Raw genomic sequence first — 26,016 nt, 5'->3', positions numbered from 1 at the left:
CGTCCGGAACGTCGCGTCAGCCCGCGCCCGGTCCCGCCATGCCGGACAGCGCCTCGATCTCCGCCTTGCGCACCTTGATGGCCACCACGGCGATGATCACGGCGAACACGACCATGGCCGTAGCGGCGACGAACGCCTGGGACATGCCCACCGTGAGCACCTCCTTGCTCCACGGCGGCGGCAGTTCGCCGGACTTCTCGAAGCCCGCTATCTGCTCCGGCGACGCCTTGTCCACGAACGCCGGTATCTGCTTCTCCGCCTCGTCCCTGCTGGCCGTGCCGTACACCGTGGTCAGGATGGACAGGCCGAGCGAACCGCCCACCTGCTGGGTGGCGTTGAGCAGGCCGGAGGCGGCGCCCGCCTGGTCCTGCGCGACGCCGGAGACGGCGGTGATGGTGAGGGTCACGAAGTTCATGCCCATGCCGAAGCCGAAGACGACCTCGGGTCCGAACACCCCGCCCAGGAACGAGCTGTCGGTGTCCAGCAGCACCATCCAGGCGAGCGCGACCGCGGTCATGGACGAGCCGCCGATCACGAACGGCTTGGGCCCGAGCACCGGCAGGAACTTCTGCACGAGGCCGGCGCTGGCGACGATCGCCACCGAGATCGGCAGGAACGCCACGCCCGCCTTGATCGGGCTGTACTCCAGGACGTTCTGCACGAACAGCACCAGGTAGAAGAAGATGCCGAACAAGGCGGCCGCCAGGCTCAGCATGATCACGTAAGAACCGGAGCGGTTGCGGTCGGCGAACATCTTCAGCGGCGTGATGGGGTCCTTCGCGCGGCGCTCGACGAAGACGAACGTCACGAGCAGGATCGCGGCCGCCGCGAACGAGCCGACCGACAGGCTGTCCCGCCAGCCTTCCTCGGCGGCGCGGATGAACCCGTAGACGAGCGCCGCCATGCCGGCGGTGGACGTCAGCGCGCCGGAGATGTCGAAGCGTCCCGCGTGCCGCTCGGACTCGTCGATGTACAGCGGGACGGCGAGGATGATCAGCAGGCCGATGGGCACGTTGACGAAGAGCACCCAGCGCCAGTTGAGCCACTCGGTGAGCATGCCGCCGGCCAGCAGGCCGATGGCGCCGCCGGCCGCGGAGACCGCTGCGAACACACCGAACGCCCGGTTCCGCTCGGGGCCCTCGGGGAACGTGGTGGTGACGAGTGCCAGCGAGGTGGGCGAGGCGATGGCGGCGCCCGCGCCCTGGACGGCGCGCGCCACGAGCAGGTGCCACGGCTCCTGCGCGAAGCCGCCGAGCAGCGAGGCCGCGATGAAGATCGCGATGCCGAAGACGAGCACGCGGCGGCGGCCGAGGATGTCCCCGGCCCGGCCGCCGAGGAGGAGCAGACCGCCGAAGGTGAGCGTGTACGCGCTGACGACCCAGGTCAGGCCGGTGGTGGAGAAGTCAAGGGAGTTCTGGATGTGCGGGAGCGCGATGTTCACGACCGACACGTCGAGAACGACCATGAGCTGGCAGGACGCGATCACGAGCAGCGCCATGTTGCGCTGGTCGGCGCGCGGAGCCTTGCCCTTTCCCCGCTCGTTCGCTAATTGGGAGGCAGTCACCGTGTTCCCCATACGTGTGAGAGAGTGAACGGCAGCGTTCACTGAATGAGTTGAGCGTAGGAGCCCTCGCGAAGGAACGCAAGCGTTCACTATGGCCGCTTACGGAGAGACCGATATGGGTAGTTCGCGCCGGACCGCTCCCGGAGCGTGCACCGAAACCGGCCGGAGCCAGGGCATGCGCCGCCGAGGCGACGTACTCGAGCGCGCCATCCTGGACGCCGCGCTCGAACAGCTAGGCGTCGCCGGCTGGAAGGGTCTGACCATCGAGGGCGTCGCCGCCCGCGCGCAGACCGGGAAGGCGGCCGTCTACCGGCGCTGGGCGTCGAAGTCGGAGCTCGTCCAGGACGCGCTACGGGCCGGGGTGCCGCCCCTGGAGACCCAGCCCGACCGGGGCAGCCTGCGGGCCGACCTCACCGAGTTCTGCCGGGCGCTGCGCGACCGGATGTACTCCAGCGGCGGGCAGGCGCTGCGCGCGGTGCTCGACGAGTGCGACCGCGAGCAGGCCGAGCAGTTCCACGAGGTGATCATCGGGCAGATCATCGACCCCGGCAAGGAGCTGATCGCGGAGCTGCTGCGCCGCGGGGTCGAGCGGGGGGACGTGCGGCCCGAGGTCAACGGGGACCTGGTGCTCGACGTGGTGCCGGCGATGATGATGTACCGGCACAAGACCACCGGCCGGGACCTCAGCGACAAGGACATGGACGAGCTGGTCGACCAGGTGATGGTCCCGCTGCTGCAAGGGCAGTGACCGCGGAGCGGCCAAGCCGCCGGCGCCCCGCGCAGCCGCCGGCGCCCCGCGCGGGTGCGCGTGAGCCGGGCTCGGGCCGGGTCGTAAGCTGACCTTGTGAGTCCCTACGAGCCGCCCACCCACCGCGTCGAGCGCTCCCTGCGCGCCACCACCGGCGCCAAGGTCGTCGCGGGCGTCGACGAGGTCGGCAGGGGTGCGTGGGCCGGACCGGTCACCGTGTGCGCGGCCGTCACCGGCCTGCGCCGCGCGCCCGAAGGGCTCACCGACTCCAAGCTGTTGACGGTCAAGCGGCGCGAGGAACTGGCCGCAGAGCTGAAAGGGTGGGTCACCGCGCACGCGCTGGGACACGCCTCGTCGCGGGAGATCGACGAGCTGGGGATGACGGCGTGCCTGCGGCTCGCCGCGGGCCGGGCGCTGGAGGCGCTGCCCGTACGGCCGGACGCGGTGATCCTCGACGGCAAGCACGACTATCTCGGGGCGCCCTGGCGGGTCCGTACGGTGATCAAGGGCGACCAGTCGTGCGTCGCCGTCGCCGCCGCGTCCGTGCTCGCCAAGGTCCACCGCGACGCGCGCATGGCCGAACTGGGCGCCGTGCGGGCCGAGTACGAGCCGTACGCGTTCGGGGACAACGCCGGCTACCCCTCGCCCGTGCACCGGGCCGCCCTCCAGGAGTGCGGGCCCACCGACCTGCACCGGCTCTCCTGGGCGTACATGGACGGGCTGGACAAGTGGCAGCATCTGAAGCGCCCGCGGATCGCACCCGAGGCCGCGGAGCTGGAAGCGGCCGGGCAGTTGGGGCTGGACATCTGACGTACCGGGCCCCGTCGTCGGGGCCGCCGCGGGGGCTGCGGGCCGCGGGCGCCGGTTGCTTCAGTTGCCCACCCGCTGATGTGCCTGTCACAGCCATTTGATAGACATGCGCCCATGCCTCTCCCTGCCGAGGACTCTCCCACCCACGAGAGCGTCCCGGGCCGCAGCGCGCCCCCTCGTCCCATCCCAGGCCCCCGACCCGTACGGCCGCGTGGCGGCTCCCGTTCCGGACCCGGCGGCCGTGCCCCCGGTGCCACCGCGCCCGGCGCCCGTCCCGCACCCGCCGGCGGCCAGGGCAGGCCCGCCGCCGGTCCGCAGATCCAACTGATCCCCGCGACGCCCGACGGTGCCGTCGACGCCGCCGACGAAGCCGTCGACCTGCTGCTGGAGTCCGGCCGCGCGCCGGCCGAGATCCTCGTCCTCACCACCGGCGATCCGCACCCGTGGGCGGCGCACGAGTTGTCGTTCGGCGAGGACGGCTACTGGGCGCAGGAGGCCGCGGGGGACGACGTCTTCTACGCCTCCGCCGCCGCCTCGGAGCGGCTGGCCGGGCGGCCGGTGGTCGTCGTCGCCGTCAACGGCGGCGGCGACGAGGCGACGGCCGCGGCGCTGCCGGCGGCGATGACGCGCGCGGCGGCGCTGCTGATCCTCTGCGGCGACGCGGACTACATCAACGGCGTCCTGGGCGTCTCGGCCTGATCGCCGCGCTCCGCCCGCGGGCGGAGCGCGGGCCGCTCAGACCGCCCACGAGATGGTGGGTTCCGCGTCCGCTTCCTGCTGCGCCGCCTCCGGCGGCTGCAGCGCCCGCGGGCCCGGGGCCGTGCCGATCTCCCGCGCGGGGGCGTCCGCGGTGAACTCCGCGTCCGCCGGCGGTCCGTCCGCGTACGGGCGGCGGCCGCCGCGGCCCTCGCCCAGTACCTGCCAGCCGCCGCCGGTGAGCGTGATGTACGCGCCGCAGCGCAGCCCGTGCAGCGTGCAGGCGTCCCGCAGCCCCCACATCCACGCGCCGTCCTCCTCCGTCCAGCCGGCGTCCCCGGTGCGGCAGTACAGCAGCACCGCCGTACGGACCGGGAAGCGGCGGCGCAGGTCGTGCGGGATGACCCGGCGGAGCCGGGCCAGCAGCGCGTTGCGCAGGGCCCAGCCGTCGGGTGCGGCCTCCGGGCGGCCCGCGTCGCGGCGCGCGAGCGACGCGCTCGCGCGCAGGCGTTCGTCGGGGTCGAGCACGGCGACCACCGCCGTCTGCGGCGGTGGCCGGTGGCGGGCGTGCAGGCCGGTGACGATCTCGCGGGGGTTGCGCAGGAGCGGGATGCCTGCCGCGGCCCACTCGGCAGGTTCGAGGATGCGGCCGGACGGGCCGGTGTCGCCGGTGGCGGGGCCGAAGACCAAGGGCCCTCCCTGGGGGCTGCGGGCGTACGGAACGCACGGCGGGGGCGAACGGGCGTGGGCGCGCAGCGTGGAGCAGCCCGGGGGACCGGGCCGGCGCTGGGAGCGAACCTCAATTCTCCCCGCCGAACTGGCCTGCGGCAATGCGGCATTGTCGACAGGTCCATCTTCTCCGGCCGCCGACGGGCTGCGGTGCGGGCCGCTTTCGGGCCCCGCGGCGGCGGTCGCCTGGCCGCTTTCGTGACGTCGGCGGGCCGGTGTCCCGCGGCTGTCCAACCGCTGACCAACTGCGTATCAGCAGTAATCACCGTGCGTGAGGTGGCTGACTGTCGGTGCCATCGGGTTGCATAGGGGCATGGACGATCAGGAGCTGCGCGCCGAAGCCGACGCCGTTCTCGCCGGACTCGTCGGCGACCCCGGCGGCACGGCCCGGCTGCGGGAGGACCAGTGGCAGGCCGTGGACGCCCTCGTGCGCGAGCGCCGCCGCGCGCTGGTGGTGCAGCGCACCGGCTGGGGCAAGTCGGCGGTGTATTTCGTTGCCACGGCGCTGCTGCGCCGCCGCGGCGGGGGCCCCACGGTGATCGTGTCGCCGCTGCTGGCGCTGATGCGCAACCAGGTCGAGGCCGCGGCGCGGGCCGGCATCCGGGCCCGTACGATCAACTCGGCCAACCCCGAGGAGTGGGGCGCCATCCACGAGGAGGTCGAGCGCGGGGAGACCGATGTGCTCCTCGTCAGCCCCGAGCGGCTGAACTCCGTGGACTTCCGCGACCGGCTGCTGCCCGAGCTGGCGGCCACCACCGGCCTCCTCGTCGTCGACGAGGCGCACTGCATCTCCGACTGGGGCCACGACTTCCGCCCCGACTACCGCCGGCTGCGCGCGATGCTCGCCGACCTGCCCGAGGGCGTGCCCGTGCTGGCGACCACCGCGACGGCGAACGCGCGCGTGACCGCCGATGTCGCCGAGCAGCTCGGCACCGGCGGCGGCGAGGCCCTCGTGCTGCGCGGCCCGCTGGACCGGGAGAGCCTGCGGCTCGGCGTGGTCCGGCTGCCCGACGCGGCGCACCGCCTCGCCTGGCTCGCCGAGCACCTGGGCGAGCTGCCGGGCTCCGGGATCGTCTACGCGCTGACCGTCGCCGCCGCCGAGGAGGCCGCCGCCTTTCTGCGGCAGCGCGGCTTCCCCGTCGCCTCGTACACGGGGCGCACGGAGAACGCCGACCGGCTGCAGGCCGAGGAGGACCTGCTGGCGAACCGGGTCAAGGCGCTGGTCGCGACGTCCGCGCTGGGCATGGGGTTCGACAAGCCGGACCTCGGCTTCGTCGTCCACCTCGGCTCGCCGTCCTCGCCGATCGCGTACTACCAGCAGGTGGGGCGCGCCGGCCGCGGCGTCGACCACGCGGACGTACTGCTGCTGCCGGGCCGGGAGGACGAGGCCATCTGGCGCTACTTCGCCGACACCGCCTTCCCGCCGGAAGCGCAGGTCCGCCAGACACTCACCGCGCTCGCGGACGCCGGCCGCCCGCTGTCCGTCCCGGCCCTGGAGGCGGCCGTCGACCTCAGGCGTACGCGGCTGGAGACGATGCTCAAGGTGCTCGACGTCGACGGTGCGGTCCGGCGGGTCAAGGGCGGCTGGACGGCCACAGGCCGCGAGTGGGAGTACGACGCCGAGCGGTACGCGTGGGTGGCGCGGCAGCGCGCCGCCGAGCAGCAGGCCATGCGGGACTACCTGAGCACGCCGGGCTGCCGTATGGAGTTCCTGCGCGCGCAGTTGGACGACGAGGGGGCGGCGCCGTGCGGGCGCTGCGACAACTGCGCGGGCCCGTGGATCGACGCGGGCGTCTCGGCGGAAGCGCTGACGGGCGCCGAGAAGGAGCTGGACCGGCCGGGGACCGAGGTCGAGCCGCGCCGGATGTGGCCGACGGGCATGGCCGCGCTGGGCATCGACCTCAAGGGCCGTATCCCGGCGGGGGAGCAGGGCGCCACCGGGCGGGCCCTGGGCCGCCTCTCCGACATCGGCTGGGGCAACAGGCTGCGGCCGCTGCTCGCGCCGAACACCCCCGACGCGCCCGTGCCGGACGACGTGCTGCGGGCCGCGGTCGACGTCCTCGCCGACTGGGCGCGCTCGCCGGGCGGATGGGCGGCGGGCGGGGCGGACGCCCCGGCGCGGCCGGTGGGCGTCGTCGCCGTACCGTCCACGTCCCGGCCGCTGCTGGTGGACTCCCTCGCCCGGGGTATCGCCACCGTCGGGCGGCTGCCGTATCTCGGCACGCTGGCGTACGCGGACCCGGACGGCGGCCACGCCGTGCGCCGTAGCAACTCCGCGCAGCGGCTCGCCACCCTGACCGGCACCTTCACCGTCTCCGGCGACCTGGCCGCCGCCCTGGCGGACAACCCGGGCCCGGTGCTGCTCGTCGACGACTACACCGACTCCGGCTGGACCCTCGCCGTCGCGTCCCGGCTGCTGCGCCGGGCGGGCGCCGAGGCGGTGCTGCCGCTGGTCCTCGCGGCGAGCGGCTGAGCGAGCGCAGCGATGACGCCGGGCAGCCGCACCGCACCGGCCGCCGCGGCGCTACGGCTTGCGCAGGAGATAGACGAAGTAGCCGAGGTGGTCGCGGACGAACGTGCGGAACAACGGGATCGAGGCGTCCATCGCCGCCGTCGTCTCCAGCCCGTAGCGCTCCCGGATCTCGTCGTGGTGGTCCCGGTAGAGAACCGTCATGACCTCGGCGTTCATGATGACGTCGTGGGTCTGGTTCTCCAGCCGCACGAGCTCGAAGCCCGCCTCGCACGCCAGCCGCAGCCCGTCCGCCAGCGGCAGCGGCGGCGGCGACGTCCAGACCTGCCGGAAGGTGTCCAACTGCGCGCGCGACGGTTCGCCGCGGCGGGTGAACTCCGTCATCAGGAACCGCCCGCCGCGCGGCAGCACGCGCCACGCCTGGCGCAGTCCGCGCAGCCGGTCGGCGATGTGGGCGAAGGAGTCGATGGCCCAGGCGGCGTCGAACGACGCGTCCTCGTAGGGGAGTTCCAGCGCGTCGTTGAGGGCGAACGTCACGCGGTCCGTGAGCGACGCGGCGGCGGCCCGCTCCCGGGAGCGGGCGACCTGCGTCTCGCTGACGGTGATCCCCGTGACGCGCGCGCCGGTGCGCTCCGCAAGACGCACGGCGGGACCGCCCGTGCCGCTGCCGATGTCGAGCACGTGGTCGGTCTCACCGGGCGCCAGGGCGTCGATGTAGTAGTCGGTCTGCCGGTTCATCGCCTGGTCGGCCAGCTTCCCGAGCGAGGTCGCGGGCAGGCCCGCGTCGTCAGCCGACCACCGGCCGACGTGGATGGCGGCGGTGCCCTGCGTCAGGTCGTACAGCGGGCCGAACCGGTCGTACGCGGAACCGACCTCCTCGGGCGACGGGGGAGCGAGGTTGCTGTCGTGCGCGTCGGATGCCATGGCGCGTTTGCCCCTTCGTGTCGGCGTACGTCGCCTTCCTCGCGTCACCGTAGAGGCCGCCGCAGCCGGGAGCCCGAACCGAACCGGCCAACCCGCGGGTTGGCCGGATTCCCCAGGTCCGGGAGGGTGATGGCATGGCCCTGCCAGGAGTTATCCACAGGGGTCGCGGATCTCGCGGAGACACGAAACCCTCAAGCCATGACAACGCACAACGAAACGCAGGTCGTGCTGCGCAGCCCGGCCGAGCTGGCGGACGCCCTGCCGTACCTGATGGGCTTCCACCCGGACGACAGCGTCGTCCTCGCCGCGCTGCACGGCGAGCACGGACGGTTCGGCGGCCGGCTGCGGCTCGGCATTCCGCCGGACCGGGACGGCTGGCGGGACGTGGCCGCGCAGCTCGCGGAGTGCCTCATCGAGGGCAGCGCGAAGCGGGGCGACAAGCCGGACGGCATCGTCGTCTTCCTCTGCCAGGACCCCGGCGTGGGCGAGCAGCCACGCGAGGTCATGGAGCGGCTCCGCTCGCTCGCCCAGCGGCTCCGCGTGGCCTGCGGACGGCTGGAGGTGCCGGTCGTCGAGGCGTTGTGCATCTCCGCCGGGCGCTTCTGGTCCTACCTCTGCCCGGACGAGAGCTGCTGTCCGCCGGAGGGCACCGAGCTGGTCCCGCCCGGCAGCTCCGCCATGGCCGCCGCCGCGGCCTATGCGGGCCTGCGGCGGCCCGGGTCGCTGCGCGCGCTGGAGGGCAGGATCGCGCCCCGGCACCCGGACGTCGACCGGCAGACGCGGGCGCTCGACGCGGCCGGCGGCTCGCTCGTGCCGCGGATCCTGGAGCAGGCCGGCCGCGAGACCGTGCGCGCCGAGACCCTGGCGCTGACGGACCGGCTGATCGCCCGGCTCACCGACGCTCCGCCGCCCGCGGGGGAGGCGGCGGCGGACACCGATGAGCGGGACGACAGGCTGCTCACCGACGACGAGTGCGCGGCCCTCATCGTCGGGCTCCAGGACCGGCTCACCCGAGACCGCGCCGCCGAGCGGATGGAGGGCGAAGAGGCGGCGGGCGCGCTGCGGCTGTGGCGGGCGCTGTCGCGTCGCTGCATCGGAGCGTATGTGGAGCACGCCGCGGCGCCATTGACGCTTGCCGGCTGGGTGGCGTGGTCCAGCGGCGACGAGGCGGCGGCCCGGGTCGCCCTCGGCTGCGCCCTGGTGTCCGACCCGGAATACCTGTTCGCCCGGCTGCTCCATCAGGCGATCAACGAGGGCCTGGATCCTGAGCCGTTGCGGCGCTCCCTGCGCCGCCAGCGCCGCGCCCAGGAGGCCGCCGCCTCGCCGGTGCCGGCGGAGCCGGGCTCCCAGCCGCCCGCGGCGGCGTCCCGGTCCCGGGCGCGGGCGCGGCCGCTGTGCCTGCCGCCGGCCCAGCCGTCGAACCGCGGGTCCCGCCGCCCGCCCGGCCGCCGCCCGTCGCGCCGCACCGCCCGGCGCCGCGACGTGCGGAGCAAGGAGTAGCGATGACGGCATGAGAGAGCGGTGCGGGGCGGCCGGTGGGCCGTCGGCGTGACCTGGAGGGGCTTGCGGGCGTTCTCACGGCGGCGGCCGGTCGCCGCCTCGTCCGTCCACGGCTTCCCGAGAGGACTGCCGCGTGTCTCCCAGCCCCCAGCCCCCGCGTCAGCGGCCACCCGTGCCCGGCCCCGCGCACGACGCGCTCGTCTGCGTCGCCATGCCGGCCTTCGCCGTCTCCGCCCGCCACGGCCAGCTCGACGGCCACGGACTCGAAGGGTTCTACCGGGCGGGCCGCCGGCTGGTCGGACGGCTGCGGCTGCGGGTGGGCGGCGTCGAGCCGCTGCCGGTACAGGGGCGCCGGTCGGGCGCGGACCGGGTGCGCTTCGTGGGCACGGTCCGCACCGGCGCCGAGTCGGGACCCGACCCCGCCGTGGTCGTGGAGCGGGTGCGGCACGCCGCCGGGGTCGAGCGGATCACGCTGCACAGCAGCGCCACCCGCGTGCTGCGCCTGACGCTGGAGGCCGAGCTGGGCACGGACCTCGCCGAGTTGAGCGCCGTCGCCGCCGGACACGAGCGCTGCGAAGTCCCGGCCAGCGTCCACGAGTCGGGCCTGCGCTGGCGCCCGCTCCCGGCCCTCGCGGACCCCGGCCGCGAGCCGGACGCCGCACCCGCGGAAGCCGGGGGAGGGGCACGCGCCACGGCCCCGGCGCGGACCGGCACCACGCCCGGCGGTGGCGCGCCCGGTACGGGTGCACAGGGCGGCGCCGAGGCTTATGGCGGTGCCGCCCGGGGCGGTGCCGCGCGTGGAGACGGTGTGCGCGGCGGCGCGGCTCACGGGAGCGGCGGGCGCGGGGCCGCGGCAGCGCCCGGCGGCGGGTCGCGGGGCGCCGAAAGAAGCAGCGGAGGGGGAGGGGGTGGGGGTGGGGCCCCCGGGGTGGGGGCCCTGGTGACCGCGGAGCCGCCGCCCGACGACGTGATCGCCGCGGCCGGGTTGCTGCGGTGGCAACTGGAGTTGGCGCCGGGCGGGTCCCGGACGCTGGAACTGCGGATCGGTACGGATCAGGCGTGCCCGCGGGAGCTGCCGCCGGTGCCGTGGCCGCCGGCCGCCGCCGCGGCGGGCGACGATCCGGGGGTCGCCCCGTTGCTGGGCACCGCGCTCGACGACCTGCGGACGCTGCTGCTCCGCGATCCTGCCGAGCCGACCGACGTGCACCTCGTCGCCGGGGTGCCGTGGCGTTGCGCGCTGGCTCCCGCGGACGCGCTCTGGGCCGCCCGCATGCTTCTGCCGCTGGGTACGCGCCTGGCCGCCGGCACCCTCCGCGCCGTCGCCCGCACCTGGCCGGCGGCCCCCGCCGCCGGGGCTCCCGAGCCGGCGCGGCTGCCCGGCACCCTCAGGGACGCGGGCCCGCATCTGCCCCCGGCCGCCACCGGCGTCGAGGCCACCCTCCTCTTTCCCGCCGTGCTCGCCGAGGCCCGCCGCTGGGGGCTGCCGGAGCGGGATCTCGGCGGGCTCCTGCCCGCCGCCGAGCGCTGCCTCGCGTGGCTGCGCGCCGCCGCGGACGACCGCGGCTTCGTCCCCGACCCGGCCCCCGGCGGCCCGTACCGCTGCGAGACCCAGGCCCACGCCCACCGCGCCGCCCTCCTCGGCGCCGAACTCCTCGACGCCTGCGGCCGTCCCGGTGCCGCCGAGTGGCGCCAGTGGGCCGCGGCCCTGCGCGAGCGGTTCCGCGCCGGCTTCTGGACCGAGGACGTCGCCGGCGGCAGGCCCGCGGCGGCCCTCGCCCCCGACGGCCGTCCGCTCACCCACCTCGGCAGCCCCGCCGCCCACCTCCTGCCGACCGCCGCCGACGCCCTCGTCCGCGCCAACGGCAACGCCAACCCCGCCTCCGCCACGCCCGCCTCCGCCGACGGCAACGGTCTCCCCGTCGCCGACAGCGCACCCGGCCTCCTCGACAAGGCGCAGACCGGTCAGCTCGCCCGCCTCCTCGGCGGCCCCGCCCTCGACTCCGGCTGGGGCCTGCGCAGCCTCGGCGCCGCCGAGCCCGGCTTCAACCCCTTCGGCCACCGCGCCGGCGCCGTGCACGTCCACGAGACCGCCGTCGCCGTCGCCGGGCTCTTCACCGCCGGCCACGACAAGGAGGCCGGACCCCTCCTCCGCGGACTCCTCGACGCCGCGGGCCACTTCGGCCACCACCTCCCCGAGATGTACGCGGGCGACCAGCGCACCGCGGGCGGCGCCCCGCTCCCGCACCCCGCCGCCTGCCGCCCGTCCGCCGTCGCGGCCGCCGCCGCGGTGCACATCCTCACCGCGCTCGCAGGCGTCGCCCCCGACGTCCCCGCCGGCACCGTCGCCGCCCGTCCGCCTGCCACGGCCCCGCTGGGCGCGGTGCAGCTCACGGGCTGGCGGCTGGCCGGCGAGCCCTTCGCCGTACGGGTCAGCCGCCTCGGTCTCGCCGTCGTCGAAGAGGCCGCCCCCGGCATCCAACTCGGCTCCTGAGCCGCCGCCCCGCCCGTCCGGCCCGTCTCCCGGGAAGTCCTGATTATCGTCAGGCAGACGACTAAGATCCCCGCCATGCCCCCCTACGAGCCGTCCGCCTACCCGCCGTTCGCCGTGACCGTCGACCTGGTCGTGCTCACCGTGCGCCGGCACGCTCTGAGCGCCCTGATCGTCCGCCGCGGTGAGGCGCCCTTTCAGGGCCGGTGGGCGCTGCCCGGCGGTTTCGTACGCGAGGAGGAGGACCTGGCCGAGGCGGCGGCGCGCGAACTCGCGGAGGAGACCGGCCTGCACGCGCACGGCCCGGTGGAGGAGGACACCCCCGCGCACGCCGCGCACCTCGAACAGCTCGCCACCTACGGCGATCCGAAGCGCGACCCGCGGATGCGCGTGGTGAGCGTCGCCCACCTCGTGCTGGCGCCGGACCTTCCCGCGCCGCGCCCCGGCGGCGACGTCGGCGGCGCCCGGTGGGCGCCGGTCGAGACCCTCGTCGGCCCCGCCGACGACGACGGGGAGCACCCGCCGCTGGCCTTCGACCACCGCCGGATCCTGGCCGACGGCGTGGAGCGGGCCCGGTCGAAGATCGAGTACTCGTCGCTTGCCACGGCCTTCTGCCCGCAGGAGTTCACGGTCGGGGAGCTGCGCCGGGTGTACGAGGCGGTGTGGGGCGTCGCGCTGGACCCGCGCAACTTCCACCGCAAGGTCACCGGCACCCCCGGCTTCCTGCTGCCCACCGGCGGCACCACCACCCGTCAGGGCGGCCGTCCCGCCCAGCTCTTCCAGGCCGGCGGCGCCACGATCCTCAACCCCCCGATGCTGCGCCCCGAGGTCTGAGGACCGGCGGGCGGCACGCCCTCTGCCTCGCCGCCTTCCCCACCGCGCGTCCGCGCAGCCGACTCCGGGGAAGCCCGGGCCGCACGCCCGGCACAGCCCCCGGGCGCCCTGTCCCAGCCGACGGCCTCCGGATTGCGCCCCTCCGGGCATACGAGTCGTACGAGCACACATCCGCGACGCCGCACCGCGCCCCGGGGTGAAATCCCGGTCCCGGCGCGCCTCCTGCGCAATCATCCCTATATGTCGGATATCAACCGATTTAGGGAGGCGCGGTGATCCAGGCCATCGGACTCACGAGCAGGCCCCGCGGCGGCCGCCCGCCGGCCGTGCGCGACCTCACGTTCGAGGCCGAGGCGGGCAGGGTCACCGCGCTGCTCGGCGAGCCCGGTGCCGGCAAGACCGCCGCGCTGCGCCTCATGCTCCAGTTGGACAGCGGCCGCGGCATCGCGCTGTACGACGGCCGCCCGCTGAGCCGGCTCCCCGCCCCCGCCCGCGAGGTCGGCGCCGTGCTCGGCGACGTCGCGGGCCACCCCGCGCGCACCGTGCTCAGCCACCTGCGCATGCTCGCCGCCGCCGTGGGCGTCCCCGCGGCCCGCGCCGACGCCCTGCTCACCCACGTCGGCCTCGACGCGCTCGCCGACGACCGGCTCGACGCCCTCTCCCTCAGCATGGACCGCCGCCTCGGCCTCGCCACCGCGCTCCTCGGCCAGCCGCACTCCCTGCTGCTCGACGACCCCGTACGCGATCTCCCGCGCCGCGAGGCGGCGTTCTACTACGCGCTGCTGCGGGAGCTGGCCGCCGCCGGAGTCTGCGTCGTGCTCGCCACCGCCCAGCCGCGCGTCGCCGCCCGCTTCGCCGACCGGGTGCTGACCCTGCGGGCCGGCCGGCTCGTCGCCGACGAGGAGGCCGACGACTTCGCCCGGCTGCGGCTGCGCCCCTGCGTCCTCATCAGGACGCCGCAGTCCGAGCGGTTCGCCAGTTATCTGACGCGGCAGGCGAGCACGCCGGAACGGCGCATCGAGGTGGTACGCCGCGACGGCGGCGTCCTGGCCGTCTACGGGACGGACAGCGCGGCCGTCGGCGAACTCGCGTACCGCAACGGCATCCTGCTCCATCAACTCACCGACTCCTCCCACGAGTCCGTCCTCACCGCCATCCCCGAAGCAGCCGTCCCCGCAGCCACCGTGCCCGCGGCCACCCGCACCGCCACCGCCACGGCCACCCTAGAACCCGGCACTGACACCGGCGCCGAGCCGCCGGCCGCCGGCGACACCCCGCCCGCCGGCACCTTCATCCCCGCCCCCGTGGCCGGCCCCGACGACGCCCCCCTCGCGGGACCGCTGCGCCGCCGCTGGCTCCCCGGCCCCGCCCACCCCCTGCGCTACGAGCTGCGCCGTGCCGGCTCCGGCTCCCGGCTGCCCCGCATCGCCGCCGCCGGCACCCTCGCCGCCTCCGTCGCCGGAGCCGCCCTCCTCGCGCACTCCGCGGGCGGCTCCGCCGTCTCCGACGCCCCCGCCGTGCGCATGCTCACCGGCTGGGCGCCGGTCTTCCCGCTGCCGCCCGCCGCGATCGGCGCCGGGCTGCTCGGCGCGTACGCCTTCGGCCAGGAGTTCAGCTTCCCCTCGCTCACCCCGGCCGTCGGTGCCGTGCCGCGCCGCCTCGGCCTGCTCTTCGCCAAGCTCGCCGTGAGCACGGCCGTGGCGCTGCTGCTCTTCGTCGCGGTCCTGCTCGCGGACGCGACGGCGCTCCTCGTGCTCTTCGGCGACATCGTGGACATGCCTGCCGACGGCGGTCTGCAACTGCTGAGCTGGGCGGGCGTGACGGTGGGCTGCGCCTGGACCGGGGTGCTGGCCGCCGGGCTGTTCACGTCGGCGTCGCTGGGGCTTGCCGCCGTGCTCACCGTGCCCGTCGCCGTCGCCCCCGGCATCCACGCGCTCGCCGACACCGGCGCCGTACGCCGCCTCGGGGAACTTCCGGTGCAGCTCATGCGCGTGCTGCACATCCCCAGGCCCGGCAGCGGACTGCACCTCGGCGGCGTGTTCGGCGTGCCCGCCCAACCTTTCGGGCACGCGCTGGTGTTGTCGCTCGGGGCCCTCCTCGGCGCGTACGTCCTGACCGCGGGCCGCGCCCGGTCCCTGGGGCGCGCGCTGGAGCGGAGCGGGTGTCCGAGTTTCGTACGGAAGGTTTTCAACTCGCCTGGTGAATAGCCGGTTTCCCACCGGTTTGAGGTCGCCGCGGCGTCAATGGAGGGGCGCTGGGCGATCACCCTTTCGTGTGCTTTTCACCAAAGCCCTCAAGGCGGCCGGGGCGTCCGCCGACAAAGGTTTGGTGAGTACCCTTGCGCAGACCATGATGACGGCCCGTTCCTCCGAGTCCGGCTTCGCCGGCCACGGGGATCTGGACCGCTACCCGTACCCCGACGGCCCCGCGGCCGCCGCCCCCGCCGCTCCCGTCCCCCCGGCCGCCGCCCCCGGCCCCGCCGCGCCGCCCGCCGCCCCCGCGCCGCCCGCCCCGCCCGCCTGGGACGCCGGGGAGCCGGAGATCGGCCGCGTCGGCCGCCGCGCGGCGACCAGCCGGGGCCGCGGCCTCCACGGCCAACTCGTCCAGCAGCTCGGCCAGATGATCGTCTCCGGCGATCTGGGCGCCGACCGCCCGCTCGTGCCCGAGGAGATCGGGCAGCGCTTCGAGGTCTCGCGCACCGTGGTGCGCGAGTCCCTGCGCGTGCTGGAGGCCAAGGGCCTCGTCAGCGCGCGCCCCAACGTCGGCACCCGGGTCCGCCCGGTCAGCGACTGGAACCTGCTCGACCCGGACATCATCGAGTGGCGGGCCTTCGGCCCGCAGCGCGAGGACCAGCGCCGGGAGCTGTGCGAGCTGCGCTGGACGATCGAGCCGCTGGCCGCCAGGCTCGCGGCGGGCCACGGCCGCGGCGCCGTCCAGCAGCGGCTGACGGACATGGCCGAGATCATGAGCCACGCGCTGGTGCAGGGCGACACGGTCACGTTCGCCCGCGCCGACGCCGAGTTCCACGCGCTGGTCCTCCAGGTCGCGGGGAACCGGATGCTGGAGCACCTGGCCGGCGTGGTCGCCGCGGCACTGCAGGTCTCCGGCGGCCCCGCCGGCGGCTGCGACCGCCCGAGCGAGCAGGCCGTCACCCACCACGTGCACATCGTGGAGGCGCTGGGCAGCGGCGACGGCGCCGCGGCCGAGTCGGCGATGCGGCAGTTGCTGGGCGTGCACACCGAGGTCGGCGCGGGCGACCGCGTCGTGCCGGCGCCGCGCGAGCACTGACGGCGGGGTACGGGCGCGAGGCCCCGGCCCCGCGCCCCCGTCGGTACGCGCACCGGCACCGCCGGCCCCCGCCGGGGGACGGCGGCGTCGCGCCCCGGCAGGACCGGCCCACCGCCTGGCGGCGCCGGGCGCCCGAGCCCACCGCGTGAGGCCCCGGACACCCGAGCCGGCCTCCGGCCGGGCCGGGTCGCACCGGCCGGCCGCAGGGGCGGCCCCGGGACACCCCCGCCGCAGGGGCGGCCCGGGAGACCCCCGGGGCACACCCCCGGACGACCCCCGGACGACGCGTCCGGGCAGCCACCCGGGCACGTACCGCGACGCCCGCGCTCCGGCCCGTACGAGACCGACCCCCCGGAGACGACCCGGGCACCCGCCCCGGACATCCGCAGGACACCCCCGGAGACCCCGGAACGCCGCCGGACCACCCGCCCGGGCACCCACCCGGCCGTACCCGGCCCCACCAGCCCCGCGCGCCCCGCACCCCCGGCGCACAACCGCCGCACGGCGGGCGCACGCCGCGCTCCGCCCGGGCGTCCGCACGCCCTGGGGGCGCCCGGACGGGCCGGCGCCTGCCGGGCGGCTTTCGTGCCGCCGCGCCGGTGGCGGTAGATTGTGACCTGGGCCACGTGGATTGGGCGTAACGCTGTGCGGGAAGGCGCGATGACCTAAGAGGTGGTGGCGCACGTATCGCGGTTCCGCCTCTACGCCGGTGGTCCATCCCCGCCACCGGTCGTTCCCATCGTTTCGAGAGGTTGTTCGTGTCGGCCAGCACATCCCGTACGCTCCCGCCGGAGATCGCCGAAGCTGAGTCCGTGATGGCACTCATCGAGCGGGGGAAGGCCGAAGGGCAGATCGCCGGTGATGACGTGCGTCGTGCCTTCGAGGTTGACCAGATTCCGCCCACCCAGTGGAAGAGCGTCCTGCGCAGCCTCAATCAGATCCTCGAAGAGGAGGGTGTGACACTGATGGTCAGTGCCGCAGAGGCGCCCAAGCGCACCCGCAAGAGCGTGCCGGCGAAGACCCCGGCGAAACGGACCGCCACGAAGGCGGTCGCCAAGCAAGCCGTCCCCGCCAAGACCGCGACGAAGAAGCCGACGGCCACGGCCACGGCGCACGCGGTCCAGGAGGCCCCCATGGACGATCCGGTGCCCGCGGGCCTGGGCGACCCGGCGGACGAGCCGGAGAAGAAGGCCGCCGCCAAGAAGACCACCGCCAGGAAGGCGGCCGCCAAGAAGACCGCGGCGAAGAAGGCCCCGGCCAAGAAGGCGGCCGGCAAGAAGGGCGCGGCCAAGGACGGCGAGTCCGGCGCCGCCGGCCCGGAGGACGGCTCCCTGGAGAAGGAGGAGCCGCCCGCCGAGGCCGAGGCGGAGGGCTTCGTGCTCTCCGACGAGGACGAGGACGACGCCCCCGCGCAGCAGGTCGCCGCGGCCGGCGCCACCGCCGACCCGGTCAAGGACTACCTGAAGCAGATCGGCAAGGTCCCCCTGCTCAACGCCGAGCAGGAGGTGGAGCTCGCCAAGCGGATCGAGGCCGGCCTCTTCGCCGAGGACAAGCTCGCCGCCGCCGACAAGCTGGCGCCGAAGCTCCGCCGCGAGCTGGAGATCATCGCCGAGGACGGCCGCCGCGCGAAGAACCACCTGCTGGAGGCCAACCTCCGCCTCGTGGTCTCCCTCGCCAAGCGCTACACGGGCCGCGGCATGCTCTTCCTGGACCTCATCCAGGAGGGCAACCTCGGTCTGATCCGCGCCGTCGAGAAGTTCGACTACACCAAGGGCTACAAGTTCTCCACGTACGCCACCTGGTGGATCCGGCAGGCGATCACCCGCGCGATGGCCGACCAGGCCCGTACCATCCGCATCCCCGTGCACATGGTCGAGGTCATCAACAAGCTGGCCCGCGTGCAGCGCCAGATGCTCCAGGACCTGGGCCGCGAGCCCACCCCGGAGGAGCTGGCCAAGGAGCTGGACATGACCCCGGAGAAGGTCATCGAGGTCCAGAAGTACGGCCGCGAGCCCATCTCCCTGCACACCCCGCTGGGCGAGGACGGCGACAGCGAGTTCGGCGACCTCATCGAGGACTCCGAGGCGGTCGTGCCGGCCGACGCGGTCAGCTTCACCCTGCTGCAGGAGCAACTGCACTCCGTCCTCGACACGCTCTCCGAGCGCGAGGCGGGCGTGGTCTCCATGCGCTTCGGGCTCACCGACGGGCAGCCCAAGACCCTGGACGAGATCGGCAAGGTGTACGGCGTCACGCGCGAGCGCATCCGCCAGATCGAGTCCAAGACCATGTCGAAGCTGCGGCACCCGTCGCGCTCCCAGGTGCTGCGCGACTACCTCGACTGAGCCGAGCGGCCTCCAGCGCCCCTGACCTGCCCTGCCGCGGGTCGGGGGCGCTTTCCTTCGCCGGGGGCGCGGCGCGTGCCGCCGCGGCCCCGATAGGTGCGTAAGACGGTACGAATTCGTGAACTCTCCGGGAATTGACGCCACTTGCCGGGCGTGACAATCTCGGATGTTCAGGGAGGACATGACTCATGAGTAGTGCCATGCCGTGGCACGCGGACCATCCTGTGCTGACTGCCTTACGCCGTCGCCGGGAAAAGGGACATACGCACGACAAGCCCGTGGACGACCTCAAGATCGGGCTTGCCGTCGAGGGGGGCGGCATCCGCGGCGTCGTCTCGGCGGCCATGCTCTGCGCCCTTGAGGATTGCGGGCTCAACCAGGCGTTCGACACCATATATTCCGCTTCTTCCGGTGCCATCAACAGCGCCTACTTCCTCAACGGCGAGACCTGGTATCCGCTTTCGATCTACTACGACGACCTCGCCACCCGGACGTTCGTCGACTTCCGGCGCGTGCTGCGCGGCCGCATCATGGACCTGGACTACGCGTTCGAGGTCGTGGACAACGTCAAGCCCCTCGGGTACGAGAAGGTCATCGCCTCCCCGACGCGGCTGCACGTCGCCGTCACGCTCGTCGACGACATCCGCACCGAAGCCGTCACCGACTTCACCTCGCGCGCCGACCTGCGCGCGGCCCTCGTGGCCAGCGCCTGGCTCCCCGTCGCGCTGCGCGGCACCGCCGACTTCCGCGGCTCCCGGGCCGTCGACGGCGGCGTCCTCACCCCGCACCCGTACAAGCTGGCGCTGGCGGACGGCTGCACGCACGTGCTGTCCCTGAGCACCCGCCCCATCCAGCCGCCCGCGCAGAAGCTGTCCGTCTCGCAGCGCTGGGCCATCCGCCATCTCGACCGCATCCGCGACGGCCTCGGCCGGGGCTACGGCGAGGCCATCGAGCGCTACCGGGACGAGCGCGTCATGCTGCAGCGGCGGATGACGGAGCCGGGCGACGCCCCGTACGTGCTCGACATCGCGCCCCTGTCGTGGATGCCGCAGGTCAAGCGGCACGAGCTGGATCCCGGCCGGATTCTCGGCGGTGCCCGTGGCGGGTACGAGGTGATGTACTGCGCCGTCGAGGGCAAAGACCCGGCGCTGATAAAGAACGGCCGCATTCGTGCCGTACCCCAACTGACCATCGTGACGAAGGACGATGCCAACAACCGGCAGCGCGCGTAATCTCCGCGCGATCATCCGCGCCTTGTCCGATACTTCACCCGCACCGGGCGGGGCCGGCGCCGCGACCCCGGCGGAGAACGAGTTATGCGAGTGGGGCCGGGAGGACTGGAGCCGGGTCCTTTTCGGCCTGCCGTTCGAGGCGCACAGCTTTAGCGGCGAGTTCGAGCAGTCGTGGGAATCGGTCATCGAACAGGTGACCCGCTGGCGTACGGAATTCGCCACCCGCCCGGAATCGTTTCGCACCGAGTTCCGGGCGGTCGGCGGGTATCTCGGCCTGCTCCTCCTCACCCTGGTGTCGCTGGCGCACTCCTACCAGCGCCGCTACGACCAGGGCGAGCGGACGCCACACGACTGCGCGGCCCTGTGCGCACCGGCGGTCGCGGACCCGGCCGTACGGGAGGCGATACGGACGCTGTACGCCCCCGACGTCGCGATTCCGGACGTGGAGGGCAGCGCCGACGAGGACGCCGCGACGCTCGACGCGTGGCGCGAAGTCGACATCGGCACGCTGCGGTTCCACCGCCACGGCACGACGTCGTTCATCCTGACCGGCCTCCCGCTGCGCCAGGCGCACGGCAGGCGTATCCCGTTCGCCCTCAAGTGCATCGTCTACCCGTACCTGAGGGTGCCGACCATCGTCCGGGCCACCCGCGACTACCGCTCCTCCTACGGCGACGTGCGCGCGGGCGAGGAGGCGGCGACGGAGGCGCTGCCGCTGGCCCGCGCGTGGGCGAGCAGCGGGCGCTGGATCCTCATGGACTTCGTGCCCGGCGAGACGCTCGCGGAGTATCTGAGCCGGCAGCCGGACAGCACGCGCATCCGGCTCGATCTCCTGCGCGACCTCGGGCCCCGGCTGCTGGGGGTGCTGGACGAACTCGACCGGTGCGGCCTGCGTCACGGCGACCTCTCGCCGTCCAACATCATCCTCAGCGGCTCGGGTTCGGGACCGGGCGGCGGTACGGGGGCGGGGGACCGCCGCTTCGTCCTCATCGACCTCGGCGTCAACTACCTCTATTCCCACACCGTCCCGGGCTCCGGCGGACCGGACGCGGCGTTCGTGGCGCCCGAGGTGCGCAGCGAGACGATGGTGGTCGACCCCCGGCAGGCGGACCTGTACTCCGTCGGGCAGCTCCTCATCGCGATCGGCAGCGAGCACCGGGAGACCGCCGGATCCGGTGCGCGCGCCGTGACCGTACCCGACGCCTTCTACGCCGAGACGCCGCTGCTGGCGCGGTTCATCGAGGACCTCACCGACCCCGTCCCGGAGAACCGGCTGCTGCTGTTCCGGCCGGTGCCGGGGGAGCGGCTCTATCCGCAGTTGCTCCATTTCTACGAGGAGGAGCTGGCGGCCGTCGAGGCGACCCGGGCGCAGAGCGCCGGCACCCGCTTCGTCCGGCTGTACACGCCGCTCGCCGGGGCGCCGAGGCAGCAGCTCCAGATGTGGCGGATCCGGCGCACCCAGTCGCTCTACCACGACCCGCACCGCGGCATGCACGTGCGCTGGCTGCTCTTCTTCTCCTGGCTGTCGGCCGCGGCCTGGTACGTCGCGGCGAGCATCGTCATCACGTACTGGCTGCGCGATCTCAACTGGAGCTGGGGCAACAACTACATCACCCTGCTGCAGCGCACCAACAGCGCGGGCGAGGAGGAACTCCCGCTGCTCGACGGGCTGCGGCTGGACGGCTACACCATCCCCGACTACTCGGCCAACGCGCCGGTGCGGCTGGTCGGCATGAGCTTCCTGCTGGCCGGCGCCCGGTACTACCAGAACCTCTTCGCCGGCCTCACCCCGCTGGTCGCGGGCCGGGAGCAGGGGCGGCTGAGCCGGCGGGCGGTCCTGGCCGAGGTGGCGATGCGGCTGTTCACCCTGATCCCCGCCGTGCTGGTGCTGTCGACCACGCTGTTCCACCGCGACTGGTGGCCCATCTGCACGGCCATCGGCATCCTCTCCACCGCGCTGTGCAACGCCGCCTGCCTGGTCTTCGCCCGCGCGGCCGTCGCCGAGGCCCGCGGCAGGCAACTGGGCACGGTGCCGCAGGGCCGGATCGCCGGCCTCGACGCTCTCTACAGTTGGACGCTGACGGCCGGCTTCTACAGCGTGGCCTGCTGGGGCATCGGGCTGTCGATCTACGTGGGCACGGCGAAGGACGTCTACATCTACGCCGGGTCCGTGGCCGCCATCAACATCGTGATCTTCTACCTCGCCCGGTGCAGCGGCAGCGCCGCCGACGAGGTACGGACCATCCTGACCCGGGCCTGTCTCGCCTCCGAGCGGCTGCGCCACCTGCCGGCCCCGGCGGCGACCGCGGCACCCGCGGTGACGCCGTCCCCGGCCGCGGCACCGGCGGCGCCGTGACCGCGGCCCCCGGGCACCTCCCGGGGCCGCGGGTCCTTCGGATGCCACGCCCCCGCCGGACCGGCGTCGTCGCAGGTCGCGCGGGGTACTCGGGGTCCCGCGGGCGGCGCGACTGACGTGCGGCCCGCGCCCTGCTGAATGAGGCTGTAGTGCACGACCGCCCCAGCCTCACGCCGTCAGGGAGACCCCATGCGCCCGCGTCTTCGCTCGATCGCCGCCGCCGTCGCGGTGCTGCTGCCCCCGGCGATGCTCGGGCAGGCGCCGCCGGCGGCGGCGGACGGCGTGGTGGTGGGCGGGCACCCGGTGCGTATCGGCGACAGCCCCTGGACGGTCGCGCTGACCAGCCGGAAGCTCTTCGGCGACGAGCGGTCGGGGCAGTTCTGCGCGGGCGTGCTGGTCTCCCCGAAGGTGGTGCTCACGGCCGCGCACTGCCTCGCCGAGGAGACCCTGGGCGAGCACTGGAGCAAGGTCCGCGATCTGGCCGTCGTGGCCGGCCGCGGTGACCTCGCGGGCACCGAGGGCAAGGAGTTCGCCCTCGAAAAGGTGTGGGTGAACCCGGACTACGACGCCTGGACCAACGCCGGCGACCTCGCCGTGCTGCGGCTGAAGCGCCCGGCCGAGTCCGCGGCCTTCCTGAAGCTGGCGGAGAAGCCGGACGACCCGGCGTACGAGCCGGGCTCCCCGGCGCGGGTCTACGGCTGGGGGGACACCGAGGGGAACGCCAGCTACCCCACGACGCTGCACGCCGCGGACGTCGAGGTGCTGCCGGACACGGTCTGCGAGCGGGCGTACCCGGGCAGTCCCGACGGCCGCTACGTCGCCGCGTCGATGGTCTGCGCGGGGCTGATGCGGGGCGGCCCGGACGCCTGCCAGGGCGACAGCGGCGGCCCGCTGGTCGTGAAGGGCCGGCTGGTGGGCCTGGTCTCGTGGGGCGAGGGCTGCGGTGAGAAGGGCCGCCCCGGCGTCTATACGCGCATCTCCGCGGCCGTGAAGACCGTCGTGGCACACAGGCCCGTCAAGGCCCCCTGAGGACCGCAGACGCCCCTCAGGGCCCTCCTGCCGGGTCGTTGCCCCCGCCTTGCCTGCGCGCCGCGCCGCCCGATGCCGTACGCGCCCGTACCGCCCCGGAAACCGACGAGGCGGCCACCCCCCTGTGGGAATGACCGCCATGTCCGGCCCGGGGGCCGCACGAGGCTCGTCGGGCTGACGTCGGCGCGTCAGCGTTCGTCGGCGCCTGCCGACCCGGGAGTGGTCTGGAGCCGCTCCGTCTCGTCCTGTATCTCGGCAGCGATCTTCTTGAGCTCCGGCTCGAACTTACGGCCGTGGTGCGCACAGAAGAGCAGGTCGCCGCCGCTCGTCAGGACAACACGCAGGTAAGCCTGGGCGCCACAGCGGTCGCACCGGTCGGCGGCCGTCAGCGGGCTTGCGGGAGTCAGAACAGTAGTCACGTCGCCTCTTCTCTAGCTCGACGAGCTGTCGTACCAGGGTCAACATCCAACCAGGCCGAAAACGTTCCCGCTCGTGGGTCGGGATCGGGAAAGCGTTCCTGACCAGGCCCGATGTCGCCAGGTGGCGGCGGATGAGCCGTAATGCTTGTCGTGCTTGTGCCGTTTTGAGCGTCTTTGGGCCTTTTTGACCTCCCCGGCTGGGTTGCCGGTTGTTGATGAGGACGTGCCCGGAGCCTAAATGGTTCATGCGTGTAAGGGAACGTGATAAACGAATCACCCCTCCGAGGGATCGAACATGCACTCGAAGCGGGACTAGTATCGAGTCACATGCGGGTGGCTGCGTACCGGCTCTATAGAGCCTCGGTACCCTCTGACCGGCAGATGAGGCCCGCCACCGCCACCCGGGCCCGAATTCAGCGAGGAGCGAACTGAGTGACCGCCGACACGTCCGTGCCGTCCGTGCTGGCCGCCGCCGAGCGCGACGGCTCCAACTACACCGCGCGGCACCTGCTCGTTCTGGAGGGTCTGGAGGCCGTCCGCAAGCGGCCCGGCATGTACATCGGCTCCACCGACAGCCGCGGCCTCATGCACTGCCTGTGGGAGATCATCGACAACTCCGTCGACGAGGCCCTGGGGGGTACTGCCGGAACATCGACGTGCTGCTCGCCGCCGACGGCTCCGTGCAGGTCGACGACGACGGCCGCGGCATCCCCGTCGACGTCGAGCCGAAGACCGGGCTGTCCGGCGTCGAGGTGGTCATGACCAAGCTGCACGCCGGCGGCAAGTTCGGCGGCGGCGCGTACGCGGCCTCCGGTGGCCTGCACGGCGTCGGCGCCTCCGTGGTCAACGCGCTGTCCGCCCGGCTCGACGTCGAGGTCGACCTGTCGAGCAGGACGCACTCGATGAGCTTCCGCCGCGGGGTCCCCGGCCGGTTCTCGGGCAAGGGCGCCGACGCCCCCTTCGAGCCCGCCAGCGGCATGACCAAGGGCAAGAAGATCCCCAAGACCAGGACCGGCACCCGCGTGCGCTTCTGGCCGGACCGGCAGATCTTCCTCAAGGACGCCGCGCTCTCGCTCGACGACCTGCACGCGCGCGCCCGGCAGACCGCCTTCCTCGTGCCCGGCCTCACGCTCACCGTGCGCGACGAGCGCTCCGCCGACAAGGCCGGCCACACGGTGGAGACCTTCCGCTACGACGGCGGGATCAGCGAGTTCTGCGAGTTCCTCGCCCCCGACCGTCCCGTCTGCGACGTGCTGCGGCTCTCCGGGCAGGGGACGTTCAAGGAGACCGTCCCGGTGCTCGACGACCGCGGGCACATGACTCCCACCGAGGTCACCCGTGACCTCGGCGTCGACATCGCGCTGCGCTGGGGCACCGGGTACGACACCACGATCCGTTCCTTCGTCAACATCATCGCCACCCCCAAGGGCGGCACCCACGTCACCGGCTTCGAGCGCTCCCTGACCCGCACGGTCAACGACGCCCTGCGGAGCATGAAGCTGCTGCGCGTCGCCGAGGACGACATCGTCAAGGACGACGCGCTGGAGGGCCTGACCGCCGTGGTCACCGTCCGGCTCGCCGAGCCGCAGTTCGAGGGCCAGACCAAGGAGGTGCTGGGCACCTCGGCGGCCTCCCGGATCGTCGCGCAGGTCGTCACCAAGGAGCTGAAGGCGTTCCTGACCTCCACCAAGCGGGACGCCAAGCAGCAGGCGCGGGCCGTGCTGGAGAAGGCCGTGGCCGCGGCCCGTACCCGTATCGCCGCCCGGCAGCACAAGGAGGCGCAGCGCCGCAAGACGGCGCTGGAGTCCTCCTCGCTGCCCGCCAAGCTCGCGGACTGCCGCAGCGACGACGTGGAGCGTTCCGAGCTGTTCATCGTCGAGGGCGACTCCGCGCTGGGCACGGCCAAGCTCGCGCGCAACTCGGAGTTCCAGGCCCTGCTGCCGATCCGCGGCAAGATCCTCAACGTCCAGAAGGCGTCCGTCGCGGACATGCTGAAGAACGCCGAGTGCAGCGCGATCATCCAGGTGATAGGAGCCGGCTCGGGGCGGACGTTCGACATCGACCAGGCGCGCTACGGCAAGGTGATCTTCCTCGCCGACGCCGACGTCGACGGCGCGCACATCCGCACCCTGCTGCTCACCCTCTTCCAGCGCTACATGCGCCCGATGGTCGAGGAGGGCCGGGTCTTCTCGGCGGTGCCGCCGCTGCACCGCATCGAGCTGGTCCAGCCCAAGAAGGGCCAGGACAAGTACATCTACACGTACTCGGACACCGAGCTGCGCGAGACCCTGCTCGACCTGCAGCGCAAGGGCACGCGCTTCAAGGACTCCATCCAGCGCTACAAGGGCCTCGGCGAGATGGACGCCGACCAGCTCGCGGAGACCACGATGGACCCGCGTTACCGCACGCTGCGGCGGATCAACATCAGCGACCTGGACGCCGCCGAGCAGGTGTTCAACCTGCTGATGGGCAACGAGGTCGCCCCCCGCAAGGAGTTCATCACCAACTCGGCGGCCACCCTGGACCGTTCGCGGATCGACACCTGAGCCCCGGCCCGGCGGGAGCCGGCCGGGGCCCAGGCCCGCGC

The 26,016-nt window shown here is 74.0% G+C and carries 17 protein-coding genes and 1 pseudogene; 14 read left to right on the top strand and 4 right to left on the bottom strand.

Features of this window, described 5'->3' with window-relative positions; all coding sequences use genetic code 11:
- Positions 1-16 precede the first annotated feature (16 nt).
- On the bottom strand, positions 17-1,564 hold the full coding sequence (locus CXR04_RS07505; protein WP_442802360.1) for an MFS transporter: 1,548 nt from the start codon (positions 1,562-1,564) through the stop codon (positions 17-19).
- Between the two features lie 115 nt (positions 1,565-1,679).
- On the opposite strand from CXR04_RS07505, the gene CXR04_RS07500 reads away from it, so the two are divergent.
- The 3 genes from CXR04_RS07500 to CXR04_RS07490 all read left to right on the top strand — a co-directional run bounded on the left by CXR04_RS07500 (position 1,680) and on the right by CXR04_RS07490 (position 3,821).
- Positions 1,680-2,312 (top strand): TetR/AcrR family transcriptional regulator, encoded by a 633-nt coding sequence (locus tag CXR04_RS07500; protein WP_101421089.1) that lies wholly within the window; start codon positions 1,680-1,682, stop codon positions 2,310-2,312.
- Between the two features lie 96 nt (positions 2,313-2,408).
- Positions 2,409-3,122, top strand: coding sequence for a ribonuclease HII (locus tag CXR04_RS07495; protein WP_101421088.1), 714 nt, complete (start codon positions 2,409-2,411; stop codon positions 3,120-3,122).
- A gap of 114 nt (positions 3,123-3,236) precedes the next feature.
- On the top strand, positions 3,237-3,821 hold the full coding sequence (locus CXR04_RS07490; RefSeq protein ID WP_101421087.1) for a hypothetical protein: 585 nt from the start codon (positions 3,237-3,239) through the stop codon (positions 3,819-3,821).
- 36 nt (positions 3,822-3,857) lie between these two features.
- Here the strand turns inward: CXR04_RS07490 and CXR04_RS07485 are convergent, their stop codons facing one another.
- Positions 3,858-4,508, bottom strand: a complete 651-nt coding sequence (locus CXR04_RS07485) for a hypothetical protein (protein WP_101421086.1) — start codon at positions 4,506-4,508, stop codon at positions 3,858-3,860.
- A 352-nt stretch (positions 4,509-4,860) separates the two neighbouring features.
- Here CXR04_RS07485 and CXR04_RS07480 point away from each other — a divergent pair, with 352 nt between their 5' ends.
- Positions 4,861-7,020 (top strand): RecQ family ATP-dependent DNA helicase, encoded by a 2,160-nt coding sequence (locus CXR04_RS07480; protein WP_101421085.1) that lies wholly within the window; start codon positions 4,861-4,863, stop codon positions 7,018-7,020.
- A gap of 51 nt (positions 7,021-7,071) precedes the next feature.
- Here the strand turns inward: CXR04_RS07480 and CXR04_RS07475 are convergent, their stop codons facing one another.
- Entirely contained in the window at positions 7,072-7,941 is an 870-nt protein-coding gene (locus tag CXR04_RS07475; RefSeq protein WP_101421084.1) for an SAM-dependent methyltransferase, read from the bottom strand.
- A 198-nt stretch (positions 7,942-8,139) separates the two neighbouring features.
- On the opposite strand from CXR04_RS07475, the gene CXR04_RS07470 reads away from it, so the two are divergent.
- The 9 genes from CXR04_RS07470 (at position 8,140) to CXR04_RS07430 (ending at position 23,010) form a co-directional block, all read left to right on the top strand.
- Positions 8,140-9,441 carry a DUF4192 domain-containing protein gene (locus CXR04_RS07470; protein ID WP_101421083.1) on the top strand — a complete coding sequence of 434 codons (1,302 nt, stop codon included), beginning with the start codon at positions 8,140-8,142 and terminating at the stop codon, positions 9,439-9,441.
- 211 nt (positions 9,442-9,652) lie between these two features.
- Positions 9,653-11,932 carry a glycogen debranching N-terminal domain-containing protein gene (locus tag CXR04_RS07465; RefSeq protein ID WP_101426244.1) on the top strand — a complete coding sequence of 760 codons (2,280 nt, stop codon included), beginning with the start codon at positions 9,653-9,655 and terminating at the stop codon, positions 11,930-11,932.
- 75 nt (positions 11,933-12,007) lie between these two features.
- Positions 12,008-12,763, top strand: a complete 756-nt coding sequence (locus CXR04_RS07460; RefSeq protein WP_101421082.1) for an NUDIX hydrolase — start codon at positions 12,008-12,010, stop codon at positions 12,761-12,763.
- 272 nt (positions 12,764-13,035) lie between these two features.
- Complete coding sequence (locus CXR04_RS07455; RefSeq protein WP_101421081.1) at positions 13,036-14,970, top strand: ATP-binding cassette domain-containing protein; 1,935 nt, start codon at positions 13,036-13,038, stop codon at positions 14,968-14,970.
- Positions 14,971-15,037: 67 nt separating this feature from the next.
- The gene (locus CXR04_RS07450) at positions 15,038-16,051 is read left to right on the top strand and encodes a FadR/GntR family transcriptional regulator (RefSeq protein ID WP_101421080.1); all 1,014 of its coding nucleotides are present in this window, start codon (positions 15,038-15,040) and stop codon (positions 16,049-16,051) included.
- Positions 16,052-16,809: 758 nt separating this feature from the next.
- Positions 16,810-18,393, top strand: a complete 1,584-nt coding sequence (locus CXR04_RS07445) for an RNA polymerase sigma factor (protein WP_267898181.1) — start codon at positions 16,810-16,812, stop codon at positions 18,391-18,393.
- Positions 18,394-18,671: 278 nt separating this feature from the next.
- On the top strand, positions 18,672-19,625 hold the full coding sequence (locus CXR04_RS07440) for a patatin-like phospholipase family protein (protein ID WP_101421078.1): 954 nt from the start codon (positions 18,672-18,674) through the stop codon (positions 19,623-19,625).
- Between the two features lie 22 nt (positions 19,626-19,647).
- Positions 19,648-21,981: a hypothetical protein gene (locus tag CXR04_RS07435; RefSeq protein WP_159072279.1), complete on the top strand. Its 2,334-nt coding sequence runs from the start codon at positions 19,648-19,650 to the stop codon at positions 21,979-21,981.
- Positions 21,982-22,170: 189 nt separating this feature from the next.
- The gene (locus CXR04_RS07430) at positions 22,171-23,010 is read left to right on the top strand and encodes a S1 family peptidase (protein WP_101421076.1); all 840 of its coding nucleotides are present in this window, start codon (positions 22,171-22,173) and stop codon (positions 23,008-23,010) included.
- A 188-nt stretch (positions 23,011-23,198) separates the two neighbouring features.
- Here the strand turns inward: CXR04_RS07430 and CXR04_RS07425 are convergent, their stop codons facing one another.
- Complete coding sequence (locus CXR04_RS07425) at positions 23,199-23,429, bottom strand: DUF7455 domain-containing protein (protein ID WP_101421075.1); 231 nt, start codon at positions 23,427-23,429, stop codon at positions 23,199-23,201.
- Between the two features lie 432 nt (positions 23,430-23,861).
- Between CXR04_RS07425 and CXR04_RS07420 the strand changes: the two are divergent.
- Positions 23,862-25,975, top strand: a pseudogene (locus CXR04_RS07420) (DNA gyrase/topoisomerase IV subunit B).
- The last annotated feature ends 41 nt before the right edge of the window (positions 25,976-26,016 follow it).

Origin of the sequence: Streptomyces sp. CMB-StM0423, assembly GCF_002847285.1 — a bacterium.
GTDB lineage: Bacteria > Actinomycetota > Actinomycetes > Streptomycetales > Streptomycetaceae > Streptomyces.
The sequence above is the reverse complement of the archived record's forward strand: the minus strand, read 5'-3'. Positions and strand labels throughout refer to the sequence as shown.